The organism is Kitasatospora acidiphila (assembly GCF_006636205.1).
In the GTDB taxonomy this organism is placed as follows: Bacteria; Actinomycetota; Actinomycetes; order Streptomycetales; family Streptomycetaceae; genus Kitasatospora; species Kitasatospora acidiphila.
In genome coordinates this window covers 4,118,160-4,141,651 of the sequence record NZ_VIGB01000003.1, presented here as the reverse complement: position 1 = coordinate 4,141,651, position 23,492 = coordinate 4,118,160, and the positions used below count along the sequence as shown (strand labels likewise).

The following is a 23,492-nucleotide window of genomic DNA, read 5'->3' as shown; positions in this document are numbered from 1 at the left end:
GGCGAGGGGCGCGGGGTACTTGTCGCATTGCGCCAAAAGTTGCGATAGGCAGGCAAATGCCTGCATAATCGAATCATGAGCCTCGAAGGATCAGCCATCGACGCGGTCTTCAAGGCGCTGGCCGACCCGACCCGCCGCCTGCTGCTGGACCGGCTGCGCGAGCAGGACGGCCAGACCCTGCGCGAGCTGTGCGAGCAGCTGGAGATGGCACGGCAGTCGGCGACCCAGCACCTCGACGTCCTGGTGCGGGCCGGCCTGGTGACCGTCGTGCGGCGCGGCCGGGAACGGCTGCACTACCTCAACCCGGTGCCGATCCACGAGATCGAGGAGCGCTGGATCGCGGGCTTCGACCGGCCCCGGTTGCAGGTGATCAGCGCCATCAAGAACCAGGCAGAGCAGGAGCGAGCCATGAGCGACACCCCCGCGGGCACGACCGGATCCGTGCCCACCTACGTCTACGTCACCTACATCAAGGCCACTGCCGAGCAGGTCTGGCGGGCGCTGACCGACGCCGACCTGACCGTACGCTACTGGGGGCACGCCAACGTCTCCGACTGGCAGTCGGGCTCGGCCTGGGAGCACCGCAGGACCGACGGTTCGGGCATCGCCGACGTGGTCGGCGAGGTCCTGGCGGCCGAGCCGCCGACCCGCCTGGTGGTCACCTTCGACGGCCCGGTGGATCCCGACCCGGCGCACCGGCCGGCCACGGTCACCTTCCTGATCGAGCCGCACGAGGAGATCGTCCGCCTCACCGTGACCCATGAGAACCTGCCCAACGAGCAGGCGCTGCACGACGTCTCGCGCGGCTGGCCGGCGGTGCTCGCCAACCTCAAGTCGCTGCTGGAGACCGGCGCGGTGCTGCCGCAGGTGCCGTGGGAGATGCCCTGACGCGGGGGCGCCCTTGAGTCTCCACCAGGTGGAACCGGCAAGCTGCTGCCATGTCCAACGGCGACACCACCCGCTACTCCATCGGTGAGCTGGCCCGGCGTACCGGGCTGGCCGTACGAACCATCCGGTTCTACGCCGACGAGGGGATCGTGCCGCCGACCGATAGGAGCCCCAGCGGCTACCGGCGCTATGACGAGGATGCGGCAGCCCGGTTGGATCTCGTCCGCACCCTGCGGGACTTGGGGATCGACCTGCCGACGGTCCGCCGGATCCTGGACCGGGAGACCACGCTGCCCGAGGTGGCCGAGCTGCATGCGCGTGCGATCGAGGCGCAGCTCGGCATGCTGCGGCAGCGGCTCGCGGTGCTGCGCGCGGTGGCCGAGCGGGGGGCCTCAGTTGAGGAGACGGATCTGATGCACCGGCTTGCCCAGTTGTCCGATGCCGAACGGCGAAGCATCATCAGCGACTTCGTGGAGGAGGTGTTCGCCGGCCTGGACGCCAACCCGGAGCTGGTGGCGATGATGCGGGCGGCGATGCCCGAACTGCCCGAGGAGCCGACCGTGGCGCAGGTGGCGGCCTGGGTCGAGCTCGGGGAGCTCGCCCAGGACCCCGACTTCCGCGCGGCGGTACGGCGGATGGCCGAATACCAGGCGGCGGAGCGCGCGGCCGGTGACACCACCGGGCTGCACCACGAGCTCACCCAGGCGGTGCGCGAGCAGGTCGGCCGCGCGCTGGCCGACGGCCTGGCGCCGGACTCCCCGGCCGGGGCCGCGGTGCTGGACTCGCTGACCGCCCAGTACGCCCAGGTCTTCGACCGGCCGGACGACGCCGAGCTGCGGCACTGGCTGCTGCGGCGGCTGGACGTGGCAGGCGACCCCCGCACCGAGCGCTACTGGCAGCTGCTCTCGATCGTCAACGGCTGGCCGGTCCCGGAGAGCCTGGCACCGGTGATGGCCTGGCTGGCGGCGGCGCTGCGGGCGGCGCCGGCGGCCTAGGAGGGCCCCAGGATGCGCTGCCCCGGAGCCCGTGGTCGGCTGGGCGGTGTGCTGATCACCTCCCGTCCGCTGGACGAGTACTGCGTGTTCTTCGGGCTCAGCCGGGCCCGGCTGAGCGCGCTGCCCGGGCCGGTGCTCGACTGCCCGGGCGGGGCCTCGGGCCTGGTGGCGGAGGCGCGGGCGCTCGGGTGCCGGGTGGTGGCCGCCGATCCGGCGTACGCACGGCCGACGGCGGAGCTGCTGGCGGCGGCGGAGCGGTCCCGGCAGGCCATGGCGGCCGCGATGCCGGCCGACCCGGCCCACCATCCGGCGCCCCGCCACCGCCCGTACGACAAGTACCTGCGCAGCTGGGACCGGGCCCGGGCGCTGTTCGCCGCCGACCGGGCCGCCCACCCCGGGAGCTACCTGGCCGCCCGCCTGCCCGAACTGCCGTTCGCCGATGGCAGCTTCGCGCTGACCCTCAGCTCCTACCTGCTCTTCGCCTACCCCGAACGGTTCGGCCCCGACGAGCAGTTGGCAGCCCTGCTGGAGCTGGTCCGGGTCACCGCGGCGGACGGCGAGGTGCTGGTGCACCCGCTGCACGACGGCGCCGGCCGCCGCTGCCCGCACCTGGCGCAGCTGCGCCGGGCGCTGGGGGAGCGCGGCGTGCACAGCGAGTTGCGCACCGCCCGCGAGCCGGGGGACGGACGGCGGCGCTGGTCAATGAGGCTGACGCATTATCAGAAACAGAGTGATGGTCAGAAGAATCGCGGCAGAATCCGGCCAACTGCGGGGAAATCCGGAACAGAAGCATCCTCTCCCGCTACCGTGCGTTGAGTGACCATCACTCTGACCAAGACCAGCAGCCTGCTCACCGCCGTCGTCGCGGGTGCCGCCCTGCTCACCGTGGCCGCCCCGGCCGCGCACGCCGACAGTCTGCCGTCCGACCAGTGCTCGGCCGACTTCTACGACGGGGACGCCCGGCTCGGCCCGGCGCAGCTGCCCAGCACCGGCCCGGTCGGCCGGGAGATGTTCGGCTACAACCGCACCGGCGGCGCCAGCGACCAGTCCTTCCTGCAGCAGTACTACGACTCGGCGGCCGGCAGCTGGAAGTACCCGCCCGCGGACGGCTACGTCGTGGTCAACAACCAGCCGGTGGAGTTCGACCAGACCCTTCCGGTCGGCCAGGACATCGACCGGTTCGGGTCCGAGTACGGCTCCTTCCTGGCGCCGGAGGGCCTCCCCTACGCGATGCGTTCGATCCCGCCGCAGAGCCTCGACGGCAACCCGGCGGCCGGCTGCAACTACCACGACTACAAGGTGCTCAAGCCGTTCGCCGTGCACGCCGGCCCGATCGCGCCCTGGTTCAACCAGCCCGGCTACGGCTGGCAGTACCAGCTCGACGCGACCCTGGTGCCCGGCGCCCCGGCGAAGATCAACGTCGGCTGGCTGATCACCAACGGCTATCTGCAGCGCTTGATCTGATCGCCGATCAGGTCTTGATCGGCGATCAGGATCACACCCCGGACGGACGCGCCGCCGGGAGATGGCCGATGGCGTCCAGCTTGGCCAGGATCCGCTCGGCGATCCAGCGGCGGTCGGAGGCGTCCGGAATGCCGTCCGGGGCCAGCAGTTGGTTGATGACGGCCGTCCGCAGCCGCATCCGCTGGTCCCGGCCGAGCCGGCTCAGCATGCCCCGGGCGGCGAGCAGCGCGTTGTAGTGCTCGAACGCGCTGCGCGGATGCTCGATGTACTCCAGCACGCTCTCGAAGTCGCCCAGCGCGGCGTTGCCCTGGGTCAGCGCCAGGGCCTGCAGCCGCAGGCCCTCGTCGTCGGAGGCGAACAGGCCGCGCACCTCGTCCGGGGTGGCCGGGGAGCGCTTGGCCCCGGCCCGCACCTCGGCCACCTGGCTCACCGACGCGGCCGGCTGCTCGGGGCCGGGCTGGCCGGCCTGGTGGGCGAACTTGCCGAGCCGGCCCATCGCCTGCACCCGCAGGTCCTCGGCACCGACCTCGTTGCCCTCCTTCAACTGCTCCTGGGCGCTGGTGAACAGGTGCAGCGCGGCGCCGTCGGCCCGGGTCAGTGCGCCGGCCAGCAGCAGCCGGGTGGCCAGCCAGCCGCCGAGGAAGCCGAGGATCACGAAGTAGAGCACCAGGGCGGCCGCGAACGGGGTGGCGTCGGTGCGGCCGCCGAGCGCGGGGGAGAGCGCCCGGCCGAGCCGGCGGGCGCCTTGCCAGATGCTGCCGAGCTGGGTCAGGCCGACGCCGAGCAGCAGCTTGGTCAGCCAGTCGGAGACCTGCTCCAGGTTGGTGTTGGCGATGTACTGCCCGCTCAGCGGTGCGGAGTTGGCCGAACCCGGCGTACCCGTCGCAGTCGACGCGCCGGTACCGCTGCCGAGCACATGCGGGATGCCGAACAGGAAGCCGACCAGGGCGCCGGCCACGGTGGTGGCGCAGGCGATCATCACGCCGGCGCCGAGCGCGCTCAGCGGATGCGGTGCGCCGGTGGTGTAGAGCAGCAGCCCGAGGAAGCCGAGCCCGAACAGGGTGCCGATGGCGATGGCCTGCCGGCGCCGTATCACTCCGGTCGGTCCCTGCTGCCGACCCGCCGACCCCTGCAGTGCCTGCAACCCCTGTAGCCCCGCCATCGCCCGCTCCCCGTCGCATCCGGTCCGCTCCGAACGCGAACTGTAGCGCTCCGGGGGCCGCCGACATGCCGACGATCAGAGGCGAACGCACGCAACGTCGACAGGCGGAATGCGATGGGAAGGCGACGGGAAAGGAGCCCCGGAGAATGCCGAAGCCCCCGGGCCTCGCTTTGAGGGGGTCCAGGGGCTCGACAACTTCTGCGCGGTTCCATCCGCGGGGCGCCGGCTGATCAGGCCGACAGCTCCACGGAGGCGCGCCCGAGCGAGTCAGACGCGCGAAGCGCAGTCATCGTGGTACTCAACTCAGGATCACCTCCTTTCCGTGTTCGACGACAACGATAGGCAGACGCAATCGCCAGAGGCAACGGATTATCGGAGGCGATTGCCGGGCCGGTTCAGCGGCCCGTTCAAGGCCGGGTTCAGCGCCCGTTCAGCGCCCGCCTCAGTGGCCGGTGAGCGCCTTCAGCTTGGCGGCGTCGATGACCTGGTCGGCCGGCGGGGCGGTGACGGTGACCGGCACGTCGTAGTCGGTCAGCGTGATCTTGTCGGTGCCGCCGGTGCCGTTGCCGCCGGTGGCCTGCAGCGGGTACGGCTTGCCCTTGGTGGACACCCAGAGGGTGTTCTTGGTGCCGTCCGCGGCGACGACCTGCAGCGTCTGGGCGGGCTGGCCGTTCAGCGTGGTGGTCTGGCCCTTGGTGGGCTTCTCGGTGCCGTCGTCCATCTGGGAGCTGAGCGCCTTGAGGTCGCAGAAGCCCACCATGCCGGCGACGCCCGGGTCGGTGACCGGCCCGCTGACCCACTTGCCGTGGAGGGCCGCGACGGCCTTGGCGCCGCCGAGCGAAGCCCAGTAGGTGTCGTCGGGCTTCAGGTAGGTGGTCTTCGTCTTGTCCTGGATGACGTCGGCCGAGCCCTTGCCGGGCATCGAGATGGTGCCGGTGCAGCCGCTGCGGCTGTCGGTGGCCAGCTTGGCCTTCTGGTCGCCGCCGGTGCCGGCGATCGTCATGTCGATCTTGACGGCCTGGGCGCCGGTCAGCGCGGTCTCGGACGCCTTGAGGATCTGGTCGGCGCTCATCGTCGCCAGGTCCGGGCCGCCCGACGTGGCGGCGGAGGGGGCGCTGGAGGCGGCGTCGGAGCTCGCGGCGGAGGGCGCGGCGGCACTGGCCGCGGGCGCCGCGCTCGAACTCTTGGCGCTCGAACCGCAGGCGGTGGCAGCCAGCGCTATCGCGGCGCAGGAAAGGGTGACCCCGAAGGTACGGGAGATTCGCACGTTCTGTCCTTCTCGCGGGACGTACCCGGCCGGTCGGTGCCGGGCGAAAGCTCACGAGAAGCTATCACCAAGATCAGAGTGTTTTGGTTCCACCGTCCGGGCCCTGAATTCCAGCCCTGCGGCCCACTCGCCATGGGAATGCCGAAGGCCCGGTGGAGAATCTCCACCGGGCCTTCGTGCTACTGAGTAGCGGGGACAGGATTTGAACCTGCGACCTCTGGGTTATGAGCCCAGCGAGCTACCGAGCTGCTCCACCCCGCGTCGGTGAACACAACAGTACGCGACGACGTCGTAGAAGGGAAATCGCTTGTGCAGCGCCCCCTCACCCGGGCATCCGAGCAGCTCAGGTCGGCTGCACGGGATGCGCGGGTGTCACGGGCGGCGCCGGCCGATCATGGCGGGGCAGGCCGCGCGGTCGGCTGCGCGCCCACACGGCCAGCGCGGCGACCGCGGCGAAGGCGGGCATCATCAGCAGCGTGTAGACGGCGAGGAAGCCCTGGGTGCCCAGGCCGGCCGCCGCGTTCCAGCCGCTGTGCAGGGCGACCGCCGCCAGCCAGCCCGCGGGGGCGGCCAGCCGGGCCAGCCAGCGCCGGCCGGCGGTCAGCGAGACGGCCAGCCCGAGCCCGGTCAGCGCGGTGAACAGCGGATGGGCGAACGGGGTCAGCAGCGCCCGCAGCACGAAGGTCTGCACGGTGCCGTCGTAGTCGCGCAGCGAGGGGCTCAGGCCCAGGCCGATCGACTCCAGCCGCTGCTGCTGGTCGTCGGTGAACGCCCGGCCCAGGTAGAGCACGTTCTCGGTGAAGGCGAAACCGCAGGCGGTGATCCCGCTGAGCACCAGGCCGGTGGCCACCGCCCGGTGCCGCAGCCGCACCCGGGCCCGCGGTGAGGGCCCGGCCCCGCGCCGCGGTAGGCGGCGGCGCAGCGGCAGCATGGCGGCCAGCAGCATCAGGCCCTTGGCGGTCTCCTCGATCACCGGGGAGGCGAACTGCGCGCCGAGCAGCTGCCCGCGCACACTGCCCTCGGTGGTGGTGAGCCAGTCGCTGGCCCAGCCGTTGGCGAACAGCGCCATGGTGGTGGCCGCGCAGGAGCCCCAGGCCAGGCAGAGCGCCAGCCGCCGCCCCGGCAGCCGGGCGCTCTGGTTGAGCCAGGTGAGGACGAACAGCACGAACGGCACCGGCAGGATCGCCAGCCCGAGCCCGACCAGCAGCCCGGTGGTACCGGTCTGACGCTGCACCAGGCGGACGAGCAGCACCGCGCAGCCGGCCAGCGCGACGAGCGGCACGGCACTCGCGATGCGGCGGACGCGGTGCGAACGGCTCACCCCCGAAAGGGTAGGGGACGATCCGGCGCCGCGTCAGCGGTTGTGCACGTTCGGTGGCGGTGATCGAGGTCAGCGCTTGCGGAACAGCAGGTCGTGCACCACGTGCCCCTTGGCCAGCCCGGCCCGCTCGAACTTGGTCAGCGGGCGCCACTCGGGCCGCGGCGCGTAGCCGGGCACGGTGCCGTCGCCGCGGTCCTCCAGCCAGGACGAGCCGTCGCCCTCCGGGTGCAGGTTGACCAGCTCGGGGCGGGCCGAGAGCACGTCCGCCATCTGCTCGGCGTAGTGCTCCCAGTCGGTGGCGCAGTGCACCAGCGCGCCGGGGGCAAGCCGGGGCAGCACCAGGTCGAGGAAGCCGTGCTGGACCAGCCGGCGCTTGTGGTGCTTGGGCTTGGGCCATGGGTCGGCGAAGTAGACCCGCAGCCCGGCCAGCGAGGCCTCCGGCAGCATGTCGCGGATCAGGATGATCGCGTCGCCGGCGGCCAGCCGGACGTTCTGCGAGCCGTTCTGCTCCAGCAGGTTGAGCAGGGCGCCGTGACCGGGGGTGTGCACGTCGGCGGCCAGGATGCCCATGGCCGGGTCGGCGGCGGCCATCGCGGCGGTGGTCTCGCCCATGCCGAAGCCGATCTCCAGGGTGACCGGCAGTCCACCGAACAGCTCGGTGAGGTCCAGCGGGGTGCCGTCGATCGCGACGCCCCAGCGCTCCCAGTGCTTGTCCAGCGCGCCGGCCTGCACCTGGGTCATCCGGCCGCGGCGCGGCTGGAAGGTGCGGATCCGGTGCTCGCGGTGCTGGGCCTCGGTGGCCTTGTGCGGGTACATCGGCGCGGGGTAGCCGGCCGGGGCCGCGGAGAGCCGCTCGGAGGGGCGCTGGCCGGGGAGCTCGGCAGGGACCTGGGGGAAGGGGCAGTCGAAGTCACAATGCCGTCGAGTTTACGGGGGCCCGTTGGAATCGCCAGGGCCCGGATCAGCCACCGGCGGTGAGCGCGGCCAGGGCTCGCCGGGCCACCTCGGCGCCGATCGGCAGCGAGGCGGTGGCGGCGGGCGACGGGGCGTTGAGCACGTGCACGGTGCGGCGCGGGGAGCGCGGATCGGCGGGGTCGAAGCCGGCGAACGCGAAGTCGTCCAGCAGCCGGCCGTCGGGCGTGACCGCCTGGGCCCGCACACCCGCCGCGGCCGGCAGCAGGTCCGGGGAGTCCACCGAGGGCAGCAGCCGGCGCACCGCCCGCAGGAAGGCGGCCTTGCTGAGCGAGCGGTGCAGCTCGCCGAGCTCCTGGCGCCAGTGCCGGCGGGCCAGCTGCCAACTGCCCGGGTAGCGCAGCGTCTCGCCGAGGTCGCCGAGCCGCACCGTGCCCCAGTCGTAGCCCTCGCGGGCCAGCGCGGGCACCGCGTTGGGGCCGATGTGCACCTCGCCGTGGATGCCCCGGGTCAGGTGCACGCCCAGGAACGGGAAGGCCGGGTCGGGCACCGGGTAGACCAGGTTGCGGACCAGGCCGCGGCGGTACGGCACCAGTTCGTAGTACTCACCGCGGAACGGGATGATCCGCACGCCCGGTTCGTCCCCGGCCAGCCGGGCGATCCGGTCGCTCTGCAGGCCCGCGCAGTTGACCAGCACGGCGCAGCGCAGCTCGGCGCCGCCGGTGGTGCGGACCGTCACCGCGTCGGCACGCCGCTCGATGCCCAGCACCTCGCGGCCGGTGAGCAGTTCGGCGCCGCGCTCGCCGGCCAGCCGGGCGTAGCAGCGGGCCACCTCGGCGAAGTCGCAGATGCCGGTGGACGGCACCCAGAGCGCCCGCAGTCCGGCGACCGCCGGTTCGCGCTCGCGCAGCCGGGCCGGCGGCAGCTCCAGCACCTCCAGGCCGTTGGCCCGGCCGCGTTCGGCCAGCGCGGCGAGCCGGGGCAGTTCGGCGGGCACGGTGGCCACGATCGCCTTGCCGGTCACCTCGTGCGGCAGCCCGTACTCCTGGCAGAACCGCACCATCGCCGCGGCGCCGGCCACCGCGAACCGGGCCTTGAGCGAGCCGGGCCGGTAGTAGATGCCGCTGTGGATCACGCCGCTGTTGCGCCCGGTCTGGTGCGCGGCGAGGTCCGGCTCCTTCTCCAGCACCGCGACCCGCAGTTCGGGCCGCTGCGCCAGCAGGGCCCGGGCCGTCGAGAGGCCCACGATGCCGCCGCCCACCACCAGGACGTCGTAGAAGTCGTCCGCCATCGTGCGATGGTGTCACGGCGGATGGCGTCATGTCAGCCAATGCCCGTGTTTCGCACGGGTGTTCAGACGGGCGTGGCCAGCATCAGCCGGGCGCGTTCGGTGAGCTCGCGCACCTGCTGCTCGCCCTGGAACTGCTCCAGCAGGCGCAGCAGCTCCCACAGGTACTCCCGGCTGCGCTGCGAGGAGATCCGGCCGGCCACCTCGACCGCCCGCTCGCCGGCGGCCACCGCCGCGTCCAGGTTGCCGGCCTCGGCCTCGGCCATCGCGGAGACCACCAGCCGCAGGCCGTGCGAGCGGACGAACCCCTCGGTCGGCTGGGCCAGCGCCTCCAGGGTGAACTGGCGGACCTTGGCGGGCATCCCGAGGTCGCGGAAGCACTCGGCGGCGTCGGCGGCCAGCCGGTCGTAGGCGTAGAAGTCGAGCCACGCCGGGTCGGGGTCGCCGGGGCGCGAGCGCTCCAGCGCGCTCTCGGCGGCGGCGAGCGCCGTGCCGCACGCCGCCGCGTTGGCGGCCTTCGCCTGGGCGCGGGCCTCCACCAGGTGGAAGAAGCTCATGGTGCGGTTGGTGGCCACGCCGCGGTTGCGCTCCAGGGCCGCCTGGGCCAGGTCCACCGCCTCCTCGGCGAAGCCCCGGTAGCCGGCCTGCAGGCTCATCGAGGCCAGCACATAGCCGCCGAGCGGCACATCGGCCGCGGCGCGGGCCAGCCGCAGGGCCTGGATGTAGTAGCGCTGGGCGGCCTCGTGCTGGCCGGTATCGAAGGCCATCCAGCCTGCCAGCCTGGTGAGTTCGGCGGTGGCACCGAACAGCGCCCGCCCCACCGCGTCGCTGTAGGAGGCCAGCAGCAGCGGCGCGGCCTCCTGCCGCAGGCACTCCGGGACCATGGACGAACGCCAGTCGCCGCCACCGTACTTGGAGTCCCAGCGGCGGGCCTCCTGGGCGGCCTCGCGCAGCTTGGCGGCATCCGCCTGGCCGACCCGGAAACCCCCGGGGCGCGGGCCGGCGAGCTCGCCGCGGGCCACCGAGCCGTCCGCCGGGCTGATCAGCCAGCGCGAGACCGGGGTGGTGTACGCGGCGGCGGAGAAGGTGCCGGCCAGTGTGTCGCTCCAGCGCCCGCCGCCCGCGCCGCGGCGCAGCTCCAGGTCCACCCGCCACAGGTCGGTGGCCGAGCGGACCGCATCGGCCACCTCGCGCGGAAAGGCCAGGCCGAGCTCCGGGGCCGGGTCGGTGCCGCCCAGGCCGATCTCCTCCAGCGGCACCGGGCGGCCCAGCTTGCCGCCGATCGCGGTGGCGATCAGATGCGGCACCGGGCCCTGCGGCACCATGCCCTTGCTCACCCAGCGGGCCACCGAGGTCTTGTCGTAGCGCAGGGTCAGGCCGCGTTGCGCGCCGAGGTCGTTGACCCGGCGGGCCAGGCCGGCGTTGCTTATCTGGGCCTGGGTCAGCAGGGCGCCGAGCCGCTCGTTCGGTCCACGTGAGGTGGTGCTCATGCGACCCCCCTTGTTGGGTGTGCGCGGCGGCGTGTGGGTGTGCGCGCGGCGGCCCGATGCGGTGGCACCTAGCGTAGTCGGCCGCGTTCCCAGGGTTAAGAGGAGATATTCCGGATGGCGGGATCGTGCGCCCCGGGGCGCCGCGCCGGGAGCGCACCTCCTGGCGCGCGGGGGTGGCGCGGGACTGACGCGGCTGCGGCGGCGGGAGCGGTGGTTCGCTGACGGTGCGTCGCTGCGTACTGACGGTACGTCAGGGGCGTCGCCGTGCTCCGGTCATGTGTTGACGTGCGCCCACCTGTGCCCCCTGGCTCCACCGCCGCCCCGGCAGTTCGCTTAGGGGCAGTGGGTCGGCCCGCCGTCGAGGACCCGGCGGGCCGGGGGATGCCGCTGCCTCAGTTCCCCGCGGGTGGTGGCCGAGGCTCGGGAGGGCATGCGGATGCCCTCCCGGGCTTTGCGCTACTTTCAGCCATCTCGTCATGGCCATGACGCGATTGGAGTGGTACGCGGCCGGGGCGCCGCGAATCGGACGCGCGGCGCCCGCCCCCAACCACCGAGCTCGGACGGCCAGACACCGGGTGGAGCCCGGCAGCGCCGCCCGCGCCGCGCGGTCCGGGGCAGGGAGGGGGAGCCCCGGGCCGCGCGGCACCCCAACCAGGCGTCCGAATTCGCCCGTCCGGCACCGGAATCACCCGACCTGGCCGACCCGGCGCCCGACCACCCCGCAGTGGGACGATGTGCCATGGCCCGCACCGGGCCGGTACGACCACGGGGCCCGGGTGGAGGCACGATGCGGTGGCTTGCGGGATGGAGCGGCGGCGTGTCGCAGGCCCGGCTGCCCGCCGCCCGGCGTCCGCTCGACCAGACCGTGCACGAGGCGCTGGCCGCCCTCGCCGCCGTGCGCCCGCTAGCCGCCACCGCGCTGTGGACCGGCCCCGACCCGCTGTGGGCGGTCGGCGACTGGCGCCCCGAGGAGGTCCGCCAGTTCGTGCACCGGCCCGGCGACCGAACCCCGCAGCAGGTCACCGGTCCGGTCGACCTCGGCGCCGACTCCAACGCCACCGCCCGGCTGCTGGTGCTCGGCCACTGCGGCGCCGGCGACCAGGAGTTGGCCGCCGGGCTGGCCGCCGCCCGCGGCGGCGCGGTGCGCCACCTCACCGGCTGGGCCGGCAGCTACATCGCCGTGCTGCGCCTGGGCACCCGCTCCACCCTGCTGGTCACCGACCTGGCCGGCCTGCAACCCGTCTTCCACACCCCCTGGTGCGGCGGCACCGCCTACGCCACCGCCGGGCTGCCGCTGGCCGACCTGGTCGGCGCCGGCGTGGACACCGGCCACCTGGCCGCCGCGCTCGCCTGCCCCGAATCCACCGAGGCGCTCGGCACCAGCACCCCCTACACCGGCGTGCACCGGGTCCCACCCGGCCACACCCTGGCGATCCGCGGCGGCCGCCCGCAGGTGAACGGCTACGACGACGAGGGCACCGCCGGCACCGGCCCGTCACCCGACGGCGAGGCGGCAGCGGTACGGGAGTTGACCCGCAGCCTGCTGGAGGCGGTCCGCTCCCGGGTCCGCCAGGCCCCCGGCAGCCCCGCCGCCGACCGCCCCCGGATCGGCGCCGACCTCTCCTACGGCACCGCCGCCACCGCCGTCACGCTGCTGGCCGCCGCCGTGCCGATCAGCGCCGCGCCCGCCGCCCCGCCCGCCGCCGCCCCGCCGGCCGTCAGCGTGCCGGCCCAGCTGCGCCGGACCGGCGCCACCAAGGGCTCCTGGATCCGCGACGAGGCCCTGGGGGAGGAGCCGCCGGCCCCCGAACTGCTCGCCGCCGTCACCTCGCACGAGTCGGCCCGCCCGGCCCCCGAGCCGCCGCACGACGCCGGCCGCCCCCGGCTGCGGCACACCGTGCTCCCCACCGACCCGAGCCAACTCCCGTACGCCGAACTGACCGACGACCCGCTGGCCGGTCCGCTCACCGACGCCCCCGGGCGGGCCCTGGTCACCGGTGGCGCCGCCGTCGCCCGGCTCACTGCGGGCGGCACCGACCACCTCACCGGGCACGGCGCCCGCCAGGTGCTGGACGGCCACCCGGCCCGGCTGGCCGACCTGCTCAGGGACGGCCGCCCCCGCGAACTGCTGCCCCGGTCGCCGCGTTGGCCGGCGCGGACCGAGCCCTCACCGGCACCCTGAGCGGCGCCCTGCGCACCCCCGTCACGGTGCTGCGAGCCGCCCGCAAGCTGGCCCGGGCCCGCTGGGCCGAAGCCCTGGACGACGCCGCCGTCGAACTGACCACCCGGCGCGGCCCGATGCGCCCCGGCGTGCGCCCCACCATGGGCGCCCACTCGGCCGCCGACCTCGCCTGGGTGGTGCCGGGGCCCGCCGCCCGCTGGCTCTCCGACGACGCGCTCGCCGCCGTCGCCCTGCGGCTGCGGCTCGCCGCCCGGGGCCCCGAGCCGCTGCTGGCCCCCGGGGCGCACCGGGCCAAGCTGGCGCTGCACCACCACGCGGGCAACTACCGCACCCTGGTGCAGGTCGCCGAGCGGCACGGACAGCGGGTGCACGCGCCGTTCTTCGACAACCGGGTGCTCCGCGCCGCCCGGCTGCTCCCCGCCGACCTGCGGCTGCAACCCGGCGCCCGGCACGCCCTGCTGCGCACCGTGCTCGCCGGGGCGGGCCGTGCCGACCTGCCGCCCGACTGGGGCCGGGCACCGCGCCCCGACCGGGCCGCCGCCGCCCGGCTCGGCCTGCGCCGGGCCGGCGACGGGCTGGCCGACCTGTTCCGGGCGCCGCTGCTCGCCGAGGCCGGGCTGATCGACCTGCCCGCGGTGCGGCGGGCGCTGGGCTCCGCCACCGACCCGTACGGCGAGGTGCCGCCGGGTGCGTTGGACGGGCTGGCCGACCTGGTGGCGGTGGAGCTGTGGCTGCGGCGCTTCGAGGCCCGCCGGGGCGGCGCCTGCTGGACCGGGCTCCCGGTGCCGCAACGGCGGGCGCTGGCGGGGGTGCGGGTGGGGTGACGCCTTGGGCGCCGAAGCGTTGGCGGCGCGGCGGCGACGGGGTGCCACGGCGCTCCGGCGGGGGCGCGGCGGCTTGCGGGTGCGGCGTGCAGCGACGCCCCGGCGGGCGCGGGCGGCGCGGCGGCTTCCCGGGGCCGGGCGGCTCGCCGATCATGACGGGTGATGCGCTGTCAGCCGAGGAGGGCGCCCCCGTGACCACCGTTGACCCGGCCCCCACCGCGACCCCGCTCATCGTCAGCACCGCGCTGCCCGTCCCGCCGCACCCGCCCGGGGTGCTGGCGGCCTGCGACGGCTCCGACGGCTCGCTCTGGGCCCTGGACCGCGCGATGACCGAGGCGGAGCTGCACGGCCTGCCGCTCTACGTCCTCGGCGTGGTCGACCCGGCGCAGGGCGGCGGCCATCCGGTGGGCCTGGCCGAGGTGCTGCAGGACAGCGTGGAGCACCTCAGCGCGAGCATGGCCGACGGGCTGCGCCGCGCCGTCCACGCCGTGCAGCAGGCCCGGCAGCGCCCGTTCACCGGTCCGTGCTCGGCGCACGTCGCCTGCGGCCAGGCGATCGAGGTGCTGCTCGGCGCCGCCGCCGGCCACCACACCCTGGTGCTGGGCGCCCGGGGCAACGGCGGGTTCAGCCGGCTGCTGCTGGGCTCGGTCAGCTCGGCGGCCGCCCATCACGCGGCCTGCCCGGTGCTGATCGTCCCGGCACCGCCCGGTCGGTAGCCGGCGAGGCTGACCGGGCGGGCGAGTGAGGCCGACCGTCCCGGCGCCGCCCGGTCGGTAGGGCCGTCAACTGGCCTGCTGCTCCCGGTGGTTCTGGCAGGGCCGTCAACTGGCCTGCTGCTCCCGGTGGTTCTGGTAGGGCCGTCAACTGGCCTGCTGCTCCCGGTGTTTCTGGTAGTGCCGGGCCGCCCGGGCCCGGTTGCCGCAGCCCGGGCCGCACCACTCGCGCCGCGGGTGGTCCTTGACGAAGAACTGCACGCACCCCGGGCCCTGGCAGGCCCGCAGCTCCTGCCGCTGCGGGCCGCCGAGCAGGTGCACCGCGTCCTGGGCGAGCTCCGCCAGCGCCTCGGCGGTCCGGTCCGCCCGGACCGACTCCTCACGGACCGTCAGCGTCCCGTCCGCCTCGTGCGCCAGCACCGGCCAGCGCGGCGCGGCGGACGACGCCGCGTTCACCACCGCCAGGTCGGCCGCCGCGAACTCGCCACCGCCGGTGGCCGCGCTCAGCAGCCCGCGCACCGCGTCCCGCAGCTCGCGGAAGCGGTCGGCGGCCGCGGGATGCCCGGCCTCGGCGAGCCAGCCGTCCAGCCCGTCCCGCAGGGTGCCGCGCTTGGCCACCACCGTGTTGGCGAACTCGATCGCCGATGCCGTCATTGCCGCTCCTCGAATCGTGTTCCTCCGATTCTAACGTTTGAAGGCTATTGCATCCATAAGAACAGCCTGCCAGGATCTAACGCATCAACAGCCAGCCAAGCGTTAGAAAGCCCGGGGGATCGACCCTATGACCACCACGACGCCCACCACCACGACGCCCACCACCGCGGCCGTCGCCACGCCCGGTGCCGCCGGCGGACTCTGGCGCAACCGCGAGTTCCTCACCTTCTGGTTCGGCGAGACCCTCTCCCTGCTGGGCACCCAGGTCACCACCCTCGCCCTGCCGCTCACCGCCGTCATCGCCTTCCACGCCAGCCCCGGACAGGTCGGCCTGCTGCGCTTCCTGCAGCTGGTGCCGTACCTCGGACTCGCCCTGGTCTTCGGCGCCCTGGTGGACCGGATGCGCCGCCGCCGGGTGATGATCGCGGCCAACGCGGCCCGGATGGTGCTGATCGGCCTGATCCCGCTGCTCGCCGCCACCCACCTGCTGACCATCGGCCTGCTGCTCGGGCTGGCCTGCGCGATCGGCATCTTCTCGGTGCTGTTCGACGTCAGCTGGATGTCCTTCGTGCCCACGCTGGTGAAGGACAAGGCGCACTACGTGGAGGCCAACCAGAAGCTCGGCGTCACCTCCTCCACCACCGACGTGGCCGGCCCCGGCATCGCCGGCGCCCTGATCGGCGCCCTGACCGCGCCGATCAGCCTGGTGGTCGACTCCGCCTCCTACCTGGTCTCGCTGGTCACCCTGCTGCTGATCCGCACCCCCGAGACCCCGCCGGCACCCGCCGCCGAGAAGCGGCACCTGGGCCGGGAGATCGCGGAGGGCCTGCGGTTCGTCTTCGGACACCGGGTGCTGCGGCCGCTGGCGCTGGTCGGCCCGTTCTGCAACTTCTCGATGGTCTCGGTCTGGACGCTCTTCCTGCTCTACGCCGTCCGCGACAAGGGCCTCCCGGCCGGTCTGGTCGGCCTGGTCTTCTCGGCCTCCTCGATCGGCGGCCTGGTCGGCGCCGCCCTCTCCGGCGCGCTGCTCAAGCGATTCCGCACCGGCGTCGTGTACGCGGTCTCGATGACCCTGGTCTTCGCCGGCCCGCTGCTGATCCCGTTCGCCGCCGGCTCGCGTCCGGTGCTGCTGGCCTTCTTCGTGGCCGCCTTCTTCCTCAGCTACCTGGGCCTGGGCGTCGCCAACGTGGTGATGGTCAGCCTGCGCCAGGCGAGCACCCCGCAGGCGCTGATGGGCCGGATGAACGCCGCCTTCCGCACCCTGCTGTTCGGCGGCGGCTCGCTGGGCGGCCTGATCGGCGGCTACCTGGCCGGCGGCCTCGGCACCCGCACCGCCCTCACCGGGATCGCCGTCGGCTCCGCGCTGATGGTGCTGGCGGTGGCGGCCTCCCCGGTGAGCCGACTGAAGGCGGTGCCCGCGACCGCAGGGTGACGGCCGCTCGGGCGGCCTGGCGGCGGACCCGCTCAGGCGGTCTGGCGGCGCACCAGCCAGAAGCACAGCCCGGTGATGACCAGCGCCAGCGCCAGCAGGACCCCGGCCTCGGCCCACTGGAGCGGCCAGAAGTGGCCGGCGGGATGGAACGTGGTCTCCTGCTGGTAGCCGAGCTTGCCCAGTACCCCACCGCAGACGTGCGGATCGCCGCCGGACTGCATGCAGTTGGTGAACGCGGGCGGCAGCGAGACCGGGTGGCCGGCGGCGTCCAAGGTCTGCTCGGCGGTGACCCAGGTGCCGTGCTGGCCGATGTCCACGGACAGGCCGCCGTTGCGCAGCCCTTCGAGGTTGTCGGCGGTGATCGGCACGGTGATCCGGTCCGGCGCGACCAGTAGCGGGCGGACGAACGCCGAGATCACGCCCTCGGCCGCGGCGAACACCGTGAGTGTGGTCGCCATCGCGAGCACCGTGCGGCGCAGCACGATCCCGAGCGCGACCCCGAGTGTGAAGGCGAAGGCCGCCCAGCCGATCGGAACGACACCGCGCGAGTCGAACATCGTCGGGGAGAGCCGGTCGGGGAACCCACTCGCGCCACCGCCGCTGGCGATGGCCTGGTCGATCGGGGCGTTCCACCAGGACATCGCGAGCGTGAGCAGCCCGGCGGCGGCAACGGCGGCCAGGCCGACCAGTCCGAGCTTGGCGGCCAGCCAGCGGGACCGGGTGACGGACTGGTTCCAGGCCAGCCGATGCGTGCCGGCCTCCAGTTCGCGGGCCACCAGCGGCGCCCCCCAGAACACGCCGATGACGGCCGGCACGGTACGCACCAGCAGGGCGCCCAGCAGGTAGAGGTCGTCGTAACTGCTGCTCAGCAACTGGAAGAACTGATCCCCGCCGTCCGGTGCAGCTCGACCATGTGCGGGCCGGTGGCGGCGAGCACGACCAGGAAGACGGCGAGGCCGCCGAAGACCGAGGTGGCCTGGGTACGGAACTGGCGCCAGGTCAGCCAGATCATCGAGATCCCTCCATGGTGGTCAGCACGAGCTCCTCCAGGTTGCCGACGTGATCACGGGAGGTCAGCAACTCCTCGATGTCTCCGGCAAGTTGGACCCGGGAGTCGACCAGCACGATCAGGTGGTCGCAGCACCGCTCCAGATCGGAGACCAGGTGCGAGGAGAGGACCACGCTCAACTCCAGCTCGGCGACGGCCTCCGTCAGGTCGTCCAGGAACCTGCTGCGGGCCAGCGGGTCCAGGGCGGCCACCGGCTCGTCCAGGATCAGCAGCTCGGGGCACTTGGCGATGCCCAACGTGAGGGCCAGCTGGGCGCGTTGACCGCCCGACAGGCGGCCGGCCCGCTGGGCCGGATCCAGGCCGAGCCGCCGGATCCGGTCGCGGGCCAGGCGGTCGTCCCAGCCCGGGTTGAGACGGGCGCCGAGCCGGAAGTGGTCCTCGATGCTGAGCCCGGCGTAGACCGGGGTGTCCTGGGCGACGAAGCCGACCTTGCCCAGCTGCGCCGCGCCGCTCGCCGGGCGGCCACCGCACACCTCGATCGTGCCCTCGCTCGGGGTCAGCATGCCGGCGGCGAGGTTCAGCAGCGTCGACTTCCCGGCACCGTTGGGGCCGACCAGCCCGACCACGCGGCCGGCCGGGACCTCCAGGGTGCAGTCCGACAGGGCCCAGCGCTGCTTGTACCTCTTGCCCAGCCCCTGGGCTCGCAAGACGGCGGTCACGTTCTCTCCTTCCGTGGCGGGTTGAGGCCCCAACGGTGTCGTGGAGCGGCCCGGTGCCGCGTCTGGCCTGCGGTGGACGCCGGTAGCCCGCCGGGCGTACGCCCCCAGGGGGACGCCGGGAGGGTGGGGCGGCTGGCTACCATCGCCGGGTGGATCAAGCGATGCCGCGGCCCCCGTGGCTGAGGCGACTGCCGTCAGGCGTCTGGTCGGCGCTCACCTGGTGCGCCGCCGGGCTGTTCGCGCTGCTGCTGTTCGTCACCACGACCGGCCTGCGGCCGCACCCGTCGGTCACCCTGGGCATCCCGGGCCGGGCGGGGCTGGCCGTCGTGCTGGCGCGAGCCGGGCTGGCCGTCGTGCTGGCGCTGGCGATCGGCTGGGCCCGCCGGTGGCCGCTGCCGGTCTTCGGGGTGCTGCTGGCCGAGTCGTGCGCGTTCGCGGCCCTGGGGATGCGGACCTGGCCGTTCTTCCTGGTCCTGGCCGTCCTGGTCGGCTACCTGGCGGCCACCCGCCCGCGCCGCACGGCCCTCGCGGCCGCGGGTGCCGAACTGGCGGTCTGGGTCGGCCAATGGGCGGCATTGGACCAGGGCCAGGAGACGGTCAGCGACCTGCTCAGCATGCTGTCGGCACTGGCCGCGGTGATCGCCATCGCCTGGCTGATCGGCAACTCGATCCGCCAGCAACGGGATTACGGCGAGGCCCTGCGCTCCCACGCGCTGACCGCCGAACGGCTGCGGATCGCCCGGGAGTTGCACGACATGGTGGCGCACAGCATGGGCGTCATCGCATTCCAGGCGGGCGCGGCCGGCCTGGTCCTGGACACCCAGCCGGCCAATGCGCGCAAGGCGCTCGGCGCCATCGAGACCACCAGCCGCGAGACCCTGGCCGGACTGCGCCGCATGCTGGTCTCGCTGCGCCGGGCCGACGAGGACCTCTCCGAAGCCGCCGTCGCCGTGGGCCTGGAGGCGCTCGACCGGCTGGCCGAAACGACCTCGGACGCCGGGGTGCGGGTCCAGGTGCACCGCGAGGGGCGGGCGCGCCCGCTGCCCCCCGAGATCGATGTGGCCGCCTTCCGGATCATCCAGGAGTCGGTCACCAACACCGTGCGCCACTCGGGAGCGCGGCACTGCCAGGTCTGTGTGACCTACGGGGACGAGGAGTTGGCCATCGAGATCACCGACGACGGGCAGGGCGCGGGGCGCTCTTCCGCCGGCTCGGGCTTCGGAATCGCCGGCATGCGCGAGCGAGTCGCCCTGCTGGGCGGCCGGTTCAGCGCGGGCAGCAGGCCCGAGGGCGGCTTCCGGGTCACGGCGGAGCTGCCGGTATGACCGCCACCCGGGTACTGCTGGCCGACGACCAGGAGCTGGTGCGCACCGGGCTCAGCATGGTGATCGCCGATCTCCCCGACCTCGATGTCGTGGGCGAGGCCGGCAGTGGGGCCGAAGCCGTCCAGCTGGCTCTTCAACTCCAGCCCGACGTGGTGGTGATGGACATCCGGATGCCAGGAATGGACGGCATCGAAGCCACCCGTGCGATCACCGCGACCGGCTCGACGCCGCGCGTCATGATGCTCACCACCTTCGACGAGGACGACAACGTCTATGCCTCGCTGCGCGCCGGCGCCAGCGGGTTCCTGGTCAAGGACATGGCGCTGCTGGACATCATCGCCGCCATCCGCGTCGTCGCCGCCGGCGACGCCCTGATCGCCCCGTCCGTCACCCGCCGCCTCATCGCCGACTTCGCCACCCGTCCCGCCGCGCCCAGCAAGCCCCGTCGGGGCCTCGACGGCATCACCGACCGCGAACGTGAAGTTCTCACCTTGGTCGGCCGCGGCCTCTCCAACAGCGAGATCGCCGAGCAGCTCTACATCGGCCCCGCCACCGCCAAGACCCACGTGGCCCGCCTGCTGACCAAGCTGAACGCCCGCGACCGGGTGCAACTGGTCATCGCGGCGTATGAGGCGGGTTTGGTGTCGGCGGACGGGTGAGCACGAGGATTGATCGCCCTGTGCGGAGCCGCGGGTGCGGCCGCAGCGCACGATGAGGACGGTGGCAGCGACCAGATCTTCCAGCGCTACCGCGTCATGTACACCGGCACCATCCTCGTCCGACTCCGAGCGCTGCACCCGATCGAACTGCTGCAGCCCGCACGGGCGTTGCTCACTGCTCCCGAGTGATCGCGGACCCCCGGAAGTCGACCTGTCCGACTTCCGGGCACGCGTCGGACGCCACCGATACCGCCGCGCTACCCGGCCGATACGGACGACCTTCAGCATGGTCGACCAATCGGTCGGTCGGCGTCTCAACAGCCGCCCACCGTCGCACGGTTCACTCGTTCAACGAAGAGGAGTGGCACCATGAACAAGCGGATCAAGCAGATCACCGCGCGCGTCGGCGTCATCGCAGCGCTGACCGCCGGTGCGGCTGTTGCGGTTCCCACGGCAGCCAACGCGGCCTCGTACGACGGCGCTTGCGGTTCGGGCTACGTCGGCATCCGGCACATGGACATGACGGGTGGCACCGTCTGGCTGGCCTACAGCAGCGCCACCGGCGAGAACTGCGTGGTCACGGTGCGCAATTCGCCCGGCGCGGCCGAGCCCATGACCGCCTCGATCCGGATTTCGGGCGGCAGCTGGCTGGAGGACTCGGGCAACTTCACGACGTACGCGGGTCCCAAGTACGTCTACGCGCCCGGCCAGTGTGTCGACTACACCGGCTCGATCAACGGCTACAGCAACGGCGAATTCGGCGTGGCCTGCCGCTGACCTGCGCAGCCGGCCCTGCCCGCCCCTTCTCGACTCTCGACCGGAAGGGGCGGGCAGGCCCCTGCGCAGTGGCCGCCTACAGTGGCCGCCATGCAGATCGAGCTGAACCCGCCCCACGGCATCACCGGCTTTCCCCTCGGCATGCCGGCCGACGCGCTCCAGGACGCGGCCGCCGCCCTCGGCCGGATCAAGGTCACCGACGAGGGCAGGAGCAGCCAGTTCAGCTACATGAAAGTCCTCGCGCTGCACCCGCAGTTCGAGATCGTCTTCCACCTGGAGGACGGCAAGTCCCTCACCGCGGCCGAGGTGTGGATCCCCCGGCCCGGCCCCGAGGACATCACCGTCAGCTTCCGGGGCACCGACGTCTTCCGCACCCCGGCACTCCAACTCCTGCCCCAGCTGGAGCGGATGGGCGAGCCCATCGTCCGGGGCAGCGGCCTCTACCCCCTGGCGCCCGGCCTGCCGCTGGGCTTCACCCGGGTCGCCGGTCACGACGTACCACTGGACACGGACGGCGAGCCGCGCTACTTCCAGGCGGTGCTGGTCGGCCCCGTCGGCTACTACGACTCGCTCTGAGGCGGGCCGAGGACGGTTCAGCGCTCTCTCCGCCGCCCCTACTCGGCCGCGTAGGCCGCCCACTGCCCGAGCGTGAACTCGCCACCCGCGCGCCGGGCCTCCACGGTCCCGGCGCCGCCGAAGTGCGCGGGGATGACCGACTCCCCCAGATCGGCGGCCCGTTCAAGGACTCGATGGCGGTTGGTCGCGGCGCCCGCCGGGTCCAGGCACAGGCAGCTGCTGCAGGAGGGGGCGAGGATCTGCACCGGGCTGTGCAGCAGATCGCCGACGAACACTGCCCGGTCGCCCCCGGATTCGAGCCGCACGACCAACGACCGCCTGGCCGCCGAGGGCGGCGTCTCCCGTCCCACCCTCGCCCGGCGGTTCACCGCCCTGGTCGGCCGCCCTCCCATGGGCAACCTCACCTGGTGGCGCCTCACCTTCGCCGCCACCCTCCTCCGCGACACCCAGGATCCCCTCGCCACCATCGCCCGCCGAGTCGGCCACGGCACCTCGTACGCCCTCTCCCACGCCTTCAACCGCGAGTTCGGCACCACGCCGGGCCGCTACCGGACAGCGGTGGCCCAATAGTTCCGGGAACGCCACTACTGTGCCGATGTGACCACCAACAATGCCGATCCCTGGGACAGCGCAGCCGTGCGAGCACGTATTGCCGTCATGTCCCAACAGGACCCGGAACGTCGACGCTTCGGCGCCGACTACCACGATTACCGCCTTCGCTCCCCCCTGGAGGAGGAGGCGATACGAGCGTTCGAGCAACGGCTCGGTATTGCGCTCCCCGAGGCATTCCGGAGCTTCGTCCGCCATGTCGCCGATGGGGGAGCGGGCCCGGATTACGGGGTGGTGGGGCTCACGGAGGAGATCGACGACGAGGAAGCGCTGTACGGCCTGCGCCAGGAATGCCTGCAACCCGGCTTTCTGGCTGCGCCGTTCTCGTATTCCGAGAAGACCGCGCGGCCGTATTCACTGCGTGGGACGTTGGTGATCGGTGAGGTCGGGTGCGGGATGTTCTCGCGATTGGTGGTGACGGGCCCCTGTGCGGGGCAGGTGTGGCTGGACGATCCCGACTGGGGAGGTTTCATGCCGGGGCCCGACTTTCGCGAGTGGTACTCCGAGTGGCTGGCGTCGGATCCCCCGCGAAGGGGAGGCGGTCCGTCCTGACGGGGGAGGTGGCGGGCCACCGGGGATTGCCATGGTGGAGGTCCAACAAGCCGCCAACAAGCGAGGTTTGAACATGCGCACCTACCTGCTCGGCGCAGCAGTGGCAGCCGCCCTGGCCGTCGGTGTCCCGGGATCCGCCTCGGCCGCATCCGCACCCGCACACGAGGCGGCAGTGCAGCACCTGCACGGCTTCGCCCAACTCGGCCTCGGCAGCCCGGCGCTCAGCCCGGACTACCAGATCACGCTGCGGATGGACGCCAACGGCCGTGGCAGCGACGCTCACGGTCACGCCACCATCCAGCACGTGTTCTACGACCACGGCGCCTGGATCGGGACGGTACGGGTCGAGGTCAGCGTCGACTGCCTTACGGAGTCCGATGCGGGGACCGACGCGGGCGCGACCACCGTGGTCACCGGCACGGCCGCCAGGATCAGCTACACCACCCCGCCGGGCGTGCCGCCGCTGCAGCAGCCGCCGCGCGACTGGCACCCCGAGGCCGCGTTCAGCTTCTACCGGGACGGCGACGGCCACCTGCGGGTCGGCTGGTCGGGCAAGCCCGAGTCGCCGACGGCGAGCCCGGTCGCGACCCGGTGCCAGGCGCCGCACACCGGGCCGGACCTCTATCTGGCGCAGGGCGGCTTCCAGCTGACGGGCGCCTGAGCAGCCGAAATGC

Annotated in this window: 26 protein-coding genes, 1 tRNA gene and 1 pseudogene; 16 read left to right on the top strand and 12 right to left on the bottom strand. The window is 73.5% G+C overall.

The window, feature by feature from the left end:
- Positions 1-96: 96 nt before the first annotated feature.
- From E6W39_RS19485 to E6W39_RS19470, 4 genes are read left to right on the top strand one after another with little or no spacing between them, the layout of a single operon-like run.
- Positions 97-888, top strand: a complete 792-nt coding sequence (locus E6W39_RS19485) for an ArsR/SmtB family transcription factor (RefSeq protein ID WP_220140371.1) — start codon at positions 97-99, stop codon at positions 886-888.
- A gap of 50 nt (positions 889-938) precedes the next feature.
- Positions 939-1,883 carry a MerR family transcriptional regulator gene (locus E6W39_RS19480; protein WP_141634608.1) on the top strand — a complete coding sequence of 315 codons (945 nt, stop codon included), beginning with the start codon at positions 939-941 and terminating at the stop codon, positions 1,881-1,883.
- Positions 1,884-1,895: 12 nt separating this feature from the next.
- Positions 1,896-2,699, top strand: coding sequence for a hypothetical protein (locus tag E6W39_RS19475; protein ID WP_141634607.1), 804 nt, complete (start codon positions 1,896-1,898; stop codon positions 2,697-2,699).
- A complete protein-coding gene (locus tag E6W39_RS19470) occupies positions 2,700-3,347 on the top strand; it encodes a TNT domain-containing protein (protein WP_228718228.1) in 648 nt (215 codons plus the stop codon).
- Between the two features lie 31 nt (positions 3,348-3,378).
- Here E6W39_RS19470 and E6W39_RS19465 read toward each other — a convergent pair whose 3' ends face one another.
- The 7 genes from E6W39_RS19465 to E6W39_RS19435 all read right to left on the bottom strand — a co-directional run bounded on the left by E6W39_RS19465 (position 3,379) and on the right by E6W39_RS19435 (position 10,787).
- On the bottom strand, positions 3,379-4,509 hold the full coding sequence (locus E6W39_RS19465; protein ID WP_141634606.1) for a hypothetical protein: 1,131 nt from the start codon (positions 4,507-4,509) through the stop codon (positions 3,379-3,381).
- Positions 4,510-4,951: 442 nt separating this feature from the next.
- A complete protein-coding gene (locus E6W39_RS19460; RefSeq protein WP_141634605.1) occupies positions 4,952-5,776 on the bottom strand; it encodes a hypothetical protein in 825 nt (274 codons plus the stop codon).
- Between the two features lie 187 nt (positions 5,777-5,963).
- Positions 5,964-6,037, bottom strand: a tRNA-Met gene (locus tag E6W39_RS19455).
- Between the two features lie 82 nt (positions 6,038-6,119).
- On the bottom strand, positions 6,120-7,097 hold the full coding sequence (locus tag E6W39_RS19450; protein WP_141634604.1) for a PrsW family intramembrane metalloprotease: 978 nt from the start codon (positions 7,095-7,097) through the stop codon (positions 6,120-6,122).
- A gap of 69 nt (positions 7,098-7,166) precedes the next feature.
- A complete protein-coding gene (trmB, locus tag E6W39_RS19445; RefSeq protein WP_141634603.1) occupies positions 7,167-7,913 on the bottom strand; it encodes a tRNA (guanosine(46)-N7)-methyltransferase TrmB in 747 nt (248 codons plus the stop codon).
- A gap of 145 nt (positions 7,914-8,058) precedes the next feature.
- Positions 8,059-9,300, bottom strand: coding sequence for an L-2-hydroxyglutarate oxidase (lhgO, locus tag E6W39_RS19440; protein WP_141634602.1), 1,242 nt, complete (start codon positions 9,298-9,300; stop codon positions 8,059-8,061).
- A 62-nt stretch (positions 9,301-9,362) separates the two neighbouring features.
- Complete coding sequence (locus E6W39_RS19435) at positions 9,363-10,787, bottom strand: MFS transporter (RefSeq protein ID WP_141634601.1); 1,425 nt, start codon at positions 10,785-10,787, stop codon at positions 9,363-9,365.
- Positions 10,788-11,604: 817 nt separating this feature from the next.
- Between E6W39_RS19435 and E6W39_RS41685 the strand changes: the two genes are divergently transcribed.
- The 3 genes from E6W39_RS41685 to E6W39_RS19425 all read left to right on the top strand — a co-directional run bounded on the left by E6W39_RS41685 (position 11,605) and on the right by E6W39_RS19425 (position 14,509).
- Positions 11,605-12,969 (top strand): hypothetical protein, encoded by a 1,365-nt coding sequence (locus E6W39_RS41685; RefSeq protein ID WP_228718227.1) that lies wholly within the window; start codon positions 11,605-11,607, stop codon positions 12,967-12,969.
- On the top strand, positions 12,933-13,793 hold the full coding sequence (locus E6W39_RS41680) for an asparagine synthase-related protein (RefSeq protein ID WP_228718226.1): 861 nt from the start codon (positions 12,933-12,935) through the stop codon (positions 13,791-13,793). The genes E6W39_RS41685 and E6W39_RS41680 overlap by 37 nt, the downstream gene beginning before the upstream one ends.
- Positions 13,794-13,984: 191 nt before the next feature.
- Entirely contained in the window at positions 13,985-14,509 is a 525-nt protein-coding gene (locus tag E6W39_RS19425; protein WP_181799341.1) for a universal stress protein, read from the top strand.
- Positions 14,510-14,653: 144 nt separating this feature from the next.
- Here E6W39_RS19425 and E6W39_RS19420 read toward each other — a convergent pair whose 3' ends face one another.
- Positions 14,654-15,160, bottom strand: coding sequence for a CGNR zinc finger domain-containing protein (locus tag E6W39_RS19420; RefSeq protein ID WP_141634599.1), 507 nt, complete (start codon positions 15,158-15,160; stop codon positions 14,654-14,656).
- Positions 15,161-15,287: 127 nt separating this feature from the next.
- On the opposite strand from E6W39_RS19420, the gene E6W39_RS19415 reads away from it, so the two are divergent.
- Positions 15,288-16,592 carry an MFS transporter gene (locus E6W39_RS19415; protein ID WP_141634598.1) on the top strand — a complete coding sequence of 435 codons (1,305 nt, stop codon included), beginning with the start codon at positions 15,288-15,290 and terminating at the stop codon, positions 16,590-16,592.
- Between the two features lie 32 nt (positions 16,593-16,624).
- On the opposite strand, the gene E6W39_RS19410 is transcribed toward E6W39_RS19415, so the two are convergent.
- The 3 genes from E6W39_RS19410 to E6W39_RS19405 are packed head-to-tail and all read right to left on the bottom strand — an operon-like array spanning position 16,625 to position 18,320.
- The gene (locus E6W39_RS19410) at positions 16,625-17,464 is read right to left on the bottom strand and encodes a transporter (RefSeq protein ID WP_228718225.1); all 840 of its coding nucleotides are present in this window, start codon (positions 17,462-17,464) and stop codon (positions 16,625-16,627) included.
- Entirely contained in the window at positions 17,458-17,604 is a 147-nt protein-coding gene (locus E6W39_RS41675) for a hypothetical protein (RefSeq protein WP_228718224.1), read from the bottom strand. Before E6W39_RS41675 ends, E6W39_RS19410 begins: the two co-directional genes overlap by 7 nt.
- Positions 17,601-18,320, bottom strand: a complete 720-nt coding sequence (locus tag E6W39_RS19405) for an ABC transporter ATP-binding protein (protein ID WP_141634597.1) — start codon at positions 18,318-18,320, stop codon at positions 17,601-17,603. Before E6W39_RS19405 ends, E6W39_RS41675 begins: the two co-directional genes overlap by 4 nt.
- Before the next feature lie 161 nt (positions 18,321-18,481).
- Between E6W39_RS19405 and E6W39_RS19400 the strand changes: the two genes are divergently transcribed.
- The 5 genes from E6W39_RS19400 to E6W39_RS19380 all read left to right on the top strand — a co-directional run bounded on the left by E6W39_RS19400 (position 18,482) and on the right by E6W39_RS19380 (position 21,657).
- Positions 18,482-19,645, top strand: coding sequence for a sensor histidine kinase (locus E6W39_RS19400; RefSeq protein ID WP_141634596.1), 1,164 nt, complete (start codon positions 18,482-18,484; stop codon positions 19,643-19,645).
- Entirely contained in the window at positions 19,642-20,304 is a 663-nt protein-coding gene (locus E6W39_RS19395; protein WP_141634595.1) for a response regulator, read from the top strand. The genes E6W39_RS19400 and E6W39_RS19395 overlap by 4 nt, the downstream gene beginning before the upstream one ends.
- Before the next feature lie 9 nt (positions 20,305-20,313).
- Positions 20,314-20,493 (top strand): hypothetical protein, encoded by a 180-nt coding sequence (locus E6W39_RS19390; RefSeq protein WP_141634594.1) that lies wholly within the window; start codon positions 20,314-20,316, stop codon positions 20,491-20,493.
- A 180-nt stretch (positions 20,494-20,673) separates the two neighbouring features.
- Entirely contained in the window at positions 20,674-21,081 is a 408-nt protein-coding gene (locus tag E6W39_RS19385) for a spore-associated protein A (protein WP_141634593.1), read from the top strand.
- Positions 21,082-21,171: 90 nt separating this feature from the next.
- Positions 21,172-21,657: a hypothetical protein gene (locus E6W39_RS19380; protein WP_141634592.1), complete on the top strand. Its 486-nt coding sequence runs from the start codon at positions 21,172-21,174 to the stop codon at positions 21,655-21,657.
- A gap of 38 nt (positions 21,658-21,695) precedes the next feature.
- Here the strand turns inward: E6W39_RS19380 and E6W39_RS19375 are convergent, their stop codons facing one another.
- On the bottom strand, positions 21,696-21,962 hold the full coding sequence (locus tag E6W39_RS19375; protein ID WP_220140407.1) for an MBL fold metallo-hydrolase: 267 nt from the start codon (positions 21,960-21,962) through the stop codon (positions 21,696-21,698).
- A gap of 1 nt (position 21,963) precedes the next feature.
- Here E6W39_RS19375 and E6W39_RS19370 point away from each other — a divergent pair.
- The 3 genes and pseudogenes from E6W39_RS19370 to E6W39_RS19360 form a co-directional block, all read left to right on the top strand.
- Positions 21,964-22,227 (top strand): annotated as a pseudogene (locus tag E6W39_RS19370) (helix-turn-helix transcriptional regulator); the annotation flags it as partial.
- Positions 22,228-22,254: 27 nt separating this feature from the next.
- Positions 22,255-22,818 (top strand): SMI1/KNR4 family protein, encoded by a 564-nt coding sequence (locus E6W39_RS19365; RefSeq protein WP_228718223.1) that lies wholly within the window; start codon positions 22,255-22,257, stop codon positions 22,816-22,818.
- A 73-nt stretch (positions 22,819-22,891) separates the two neighbouring features.
- Positions 22,892-23,479, top strand: a complete 588-nt coding sequence (locus tag E6W39_RS19360) for a hypothetical protein (protein ID WP_141634591.1) — start codon at positions 22,892-22,894, stop codon at positions 23,477-23,479.
- The last annotated feature ends 13 nt before the right edge of the window (positions 23,480-23,492 follow it).

What these genes read in the sequence shown, in the direction of transcription:
- E6W39_RS19480 (WP_141634608.1), top strand. Translation starts at nt 939, where the DNA reads ATGTCCAACGGCGACACCACCCGCTACTCCATCGGTGAGCTGGCCCGG.
- E6W39_RS19475 (WP_141634607.1), top strand. Translation starts at nt 1,896, where the DNA reads ATGCGCTGCCCCGGAGCCCGTGGTCGGCTGGGCGGTGTGCTGATCACC.
- E6W39_RS19465 (WP_141634606.1), bottom strand. Translation starts at nt 4,509, where the DNA reads ATGGCGGGGCTACAGGGGTTGCAGGCACTGCAGGGGTCGGCGGGTCGG.
- trmB (WP_141634603.1), bottom strand. Translation starts at nt 7,913, where the DNA reads ATGTACCCGCACAAGGCCACCGAGGCCCAGCACCGCGAGCACCGGATC.
- lhgO (WP_141634602.1), bottom strand. Translation starts at nt 9,300, where the DNA reads ATGGCGGACGACTTCTACGACGTCCTGGTGGTGGGCGGCGGCATCGTG.
- E6W39_RS19435 (WP_141634601.1), bottom strand. Translation starts at nt 10,787, where the DNA reads ATGAGCACCACCTCACGTGGACCGAACGAGCGGCTCGGCGCCCTGCTG.
- E6W39_RS19420 (WP_141634599.1), bottom strand. Translation starts at nt 15,160, where the DNA reads ATGACGGCATCGGCGATCGAGTTCGCCAACACGGTGGTGGCCAAGCGC.
- E6W39_RS19415 (WP_141634598.1), top strand. Translation starts at nt 15,288, where the DNA reads ATGACCACCACGACGCCCACCACCACGACGCCCACCACCGCGGCCGTC.
- E6W39_RS41675 (WP_228718224.1), bottom strand. Translation starts at nt 17,604, where the DNA reads ATGATCTGGCTGACCTGGCGCCAGTTCCGTACCCAGGCCACCTCGGTC.
- E6W39_RS19400 (WP_141634596.1), top strand. Translation starts at nt 18,482, where the DNA reads ATGCCGCGGCCCCCGTGGCTGAGGCGACTGCCGTCAGGCGTCTGGTCG.
- E6W39_RS19395 (WP_141634595.1), top strand. Translation starts at nt 19,642, where the DNA reads ATGACCGCCACCCGGGTACTGCTGGCCGACGACCAGGAGCTGGTGCGC.
- E6W39_RS19385 (WP_141634593.1), top strand. Translation starts at nt 20,674, where the DNA reads ATGAACAAGCGGATCAAGCAGATCACCGCGCGCGTCGGCGTCATCGCA.
- E6W39_RS19380 (WP_141634592.1), top strand. Translation starts at nt 21,172, where the DNA reads ATGCAGATCGAGCTGAACCCGCCCCACGGCATCACCGGCTTTCCCCTC.
- E6W39_RS19360 (WP_141634591.1), top strand. Translation starts at nt 22,892, where the DNA reads ATGCGCACCTACCTGCTCGGCGCAGCAGTGGCAGCCGCCCTGGCCGTC.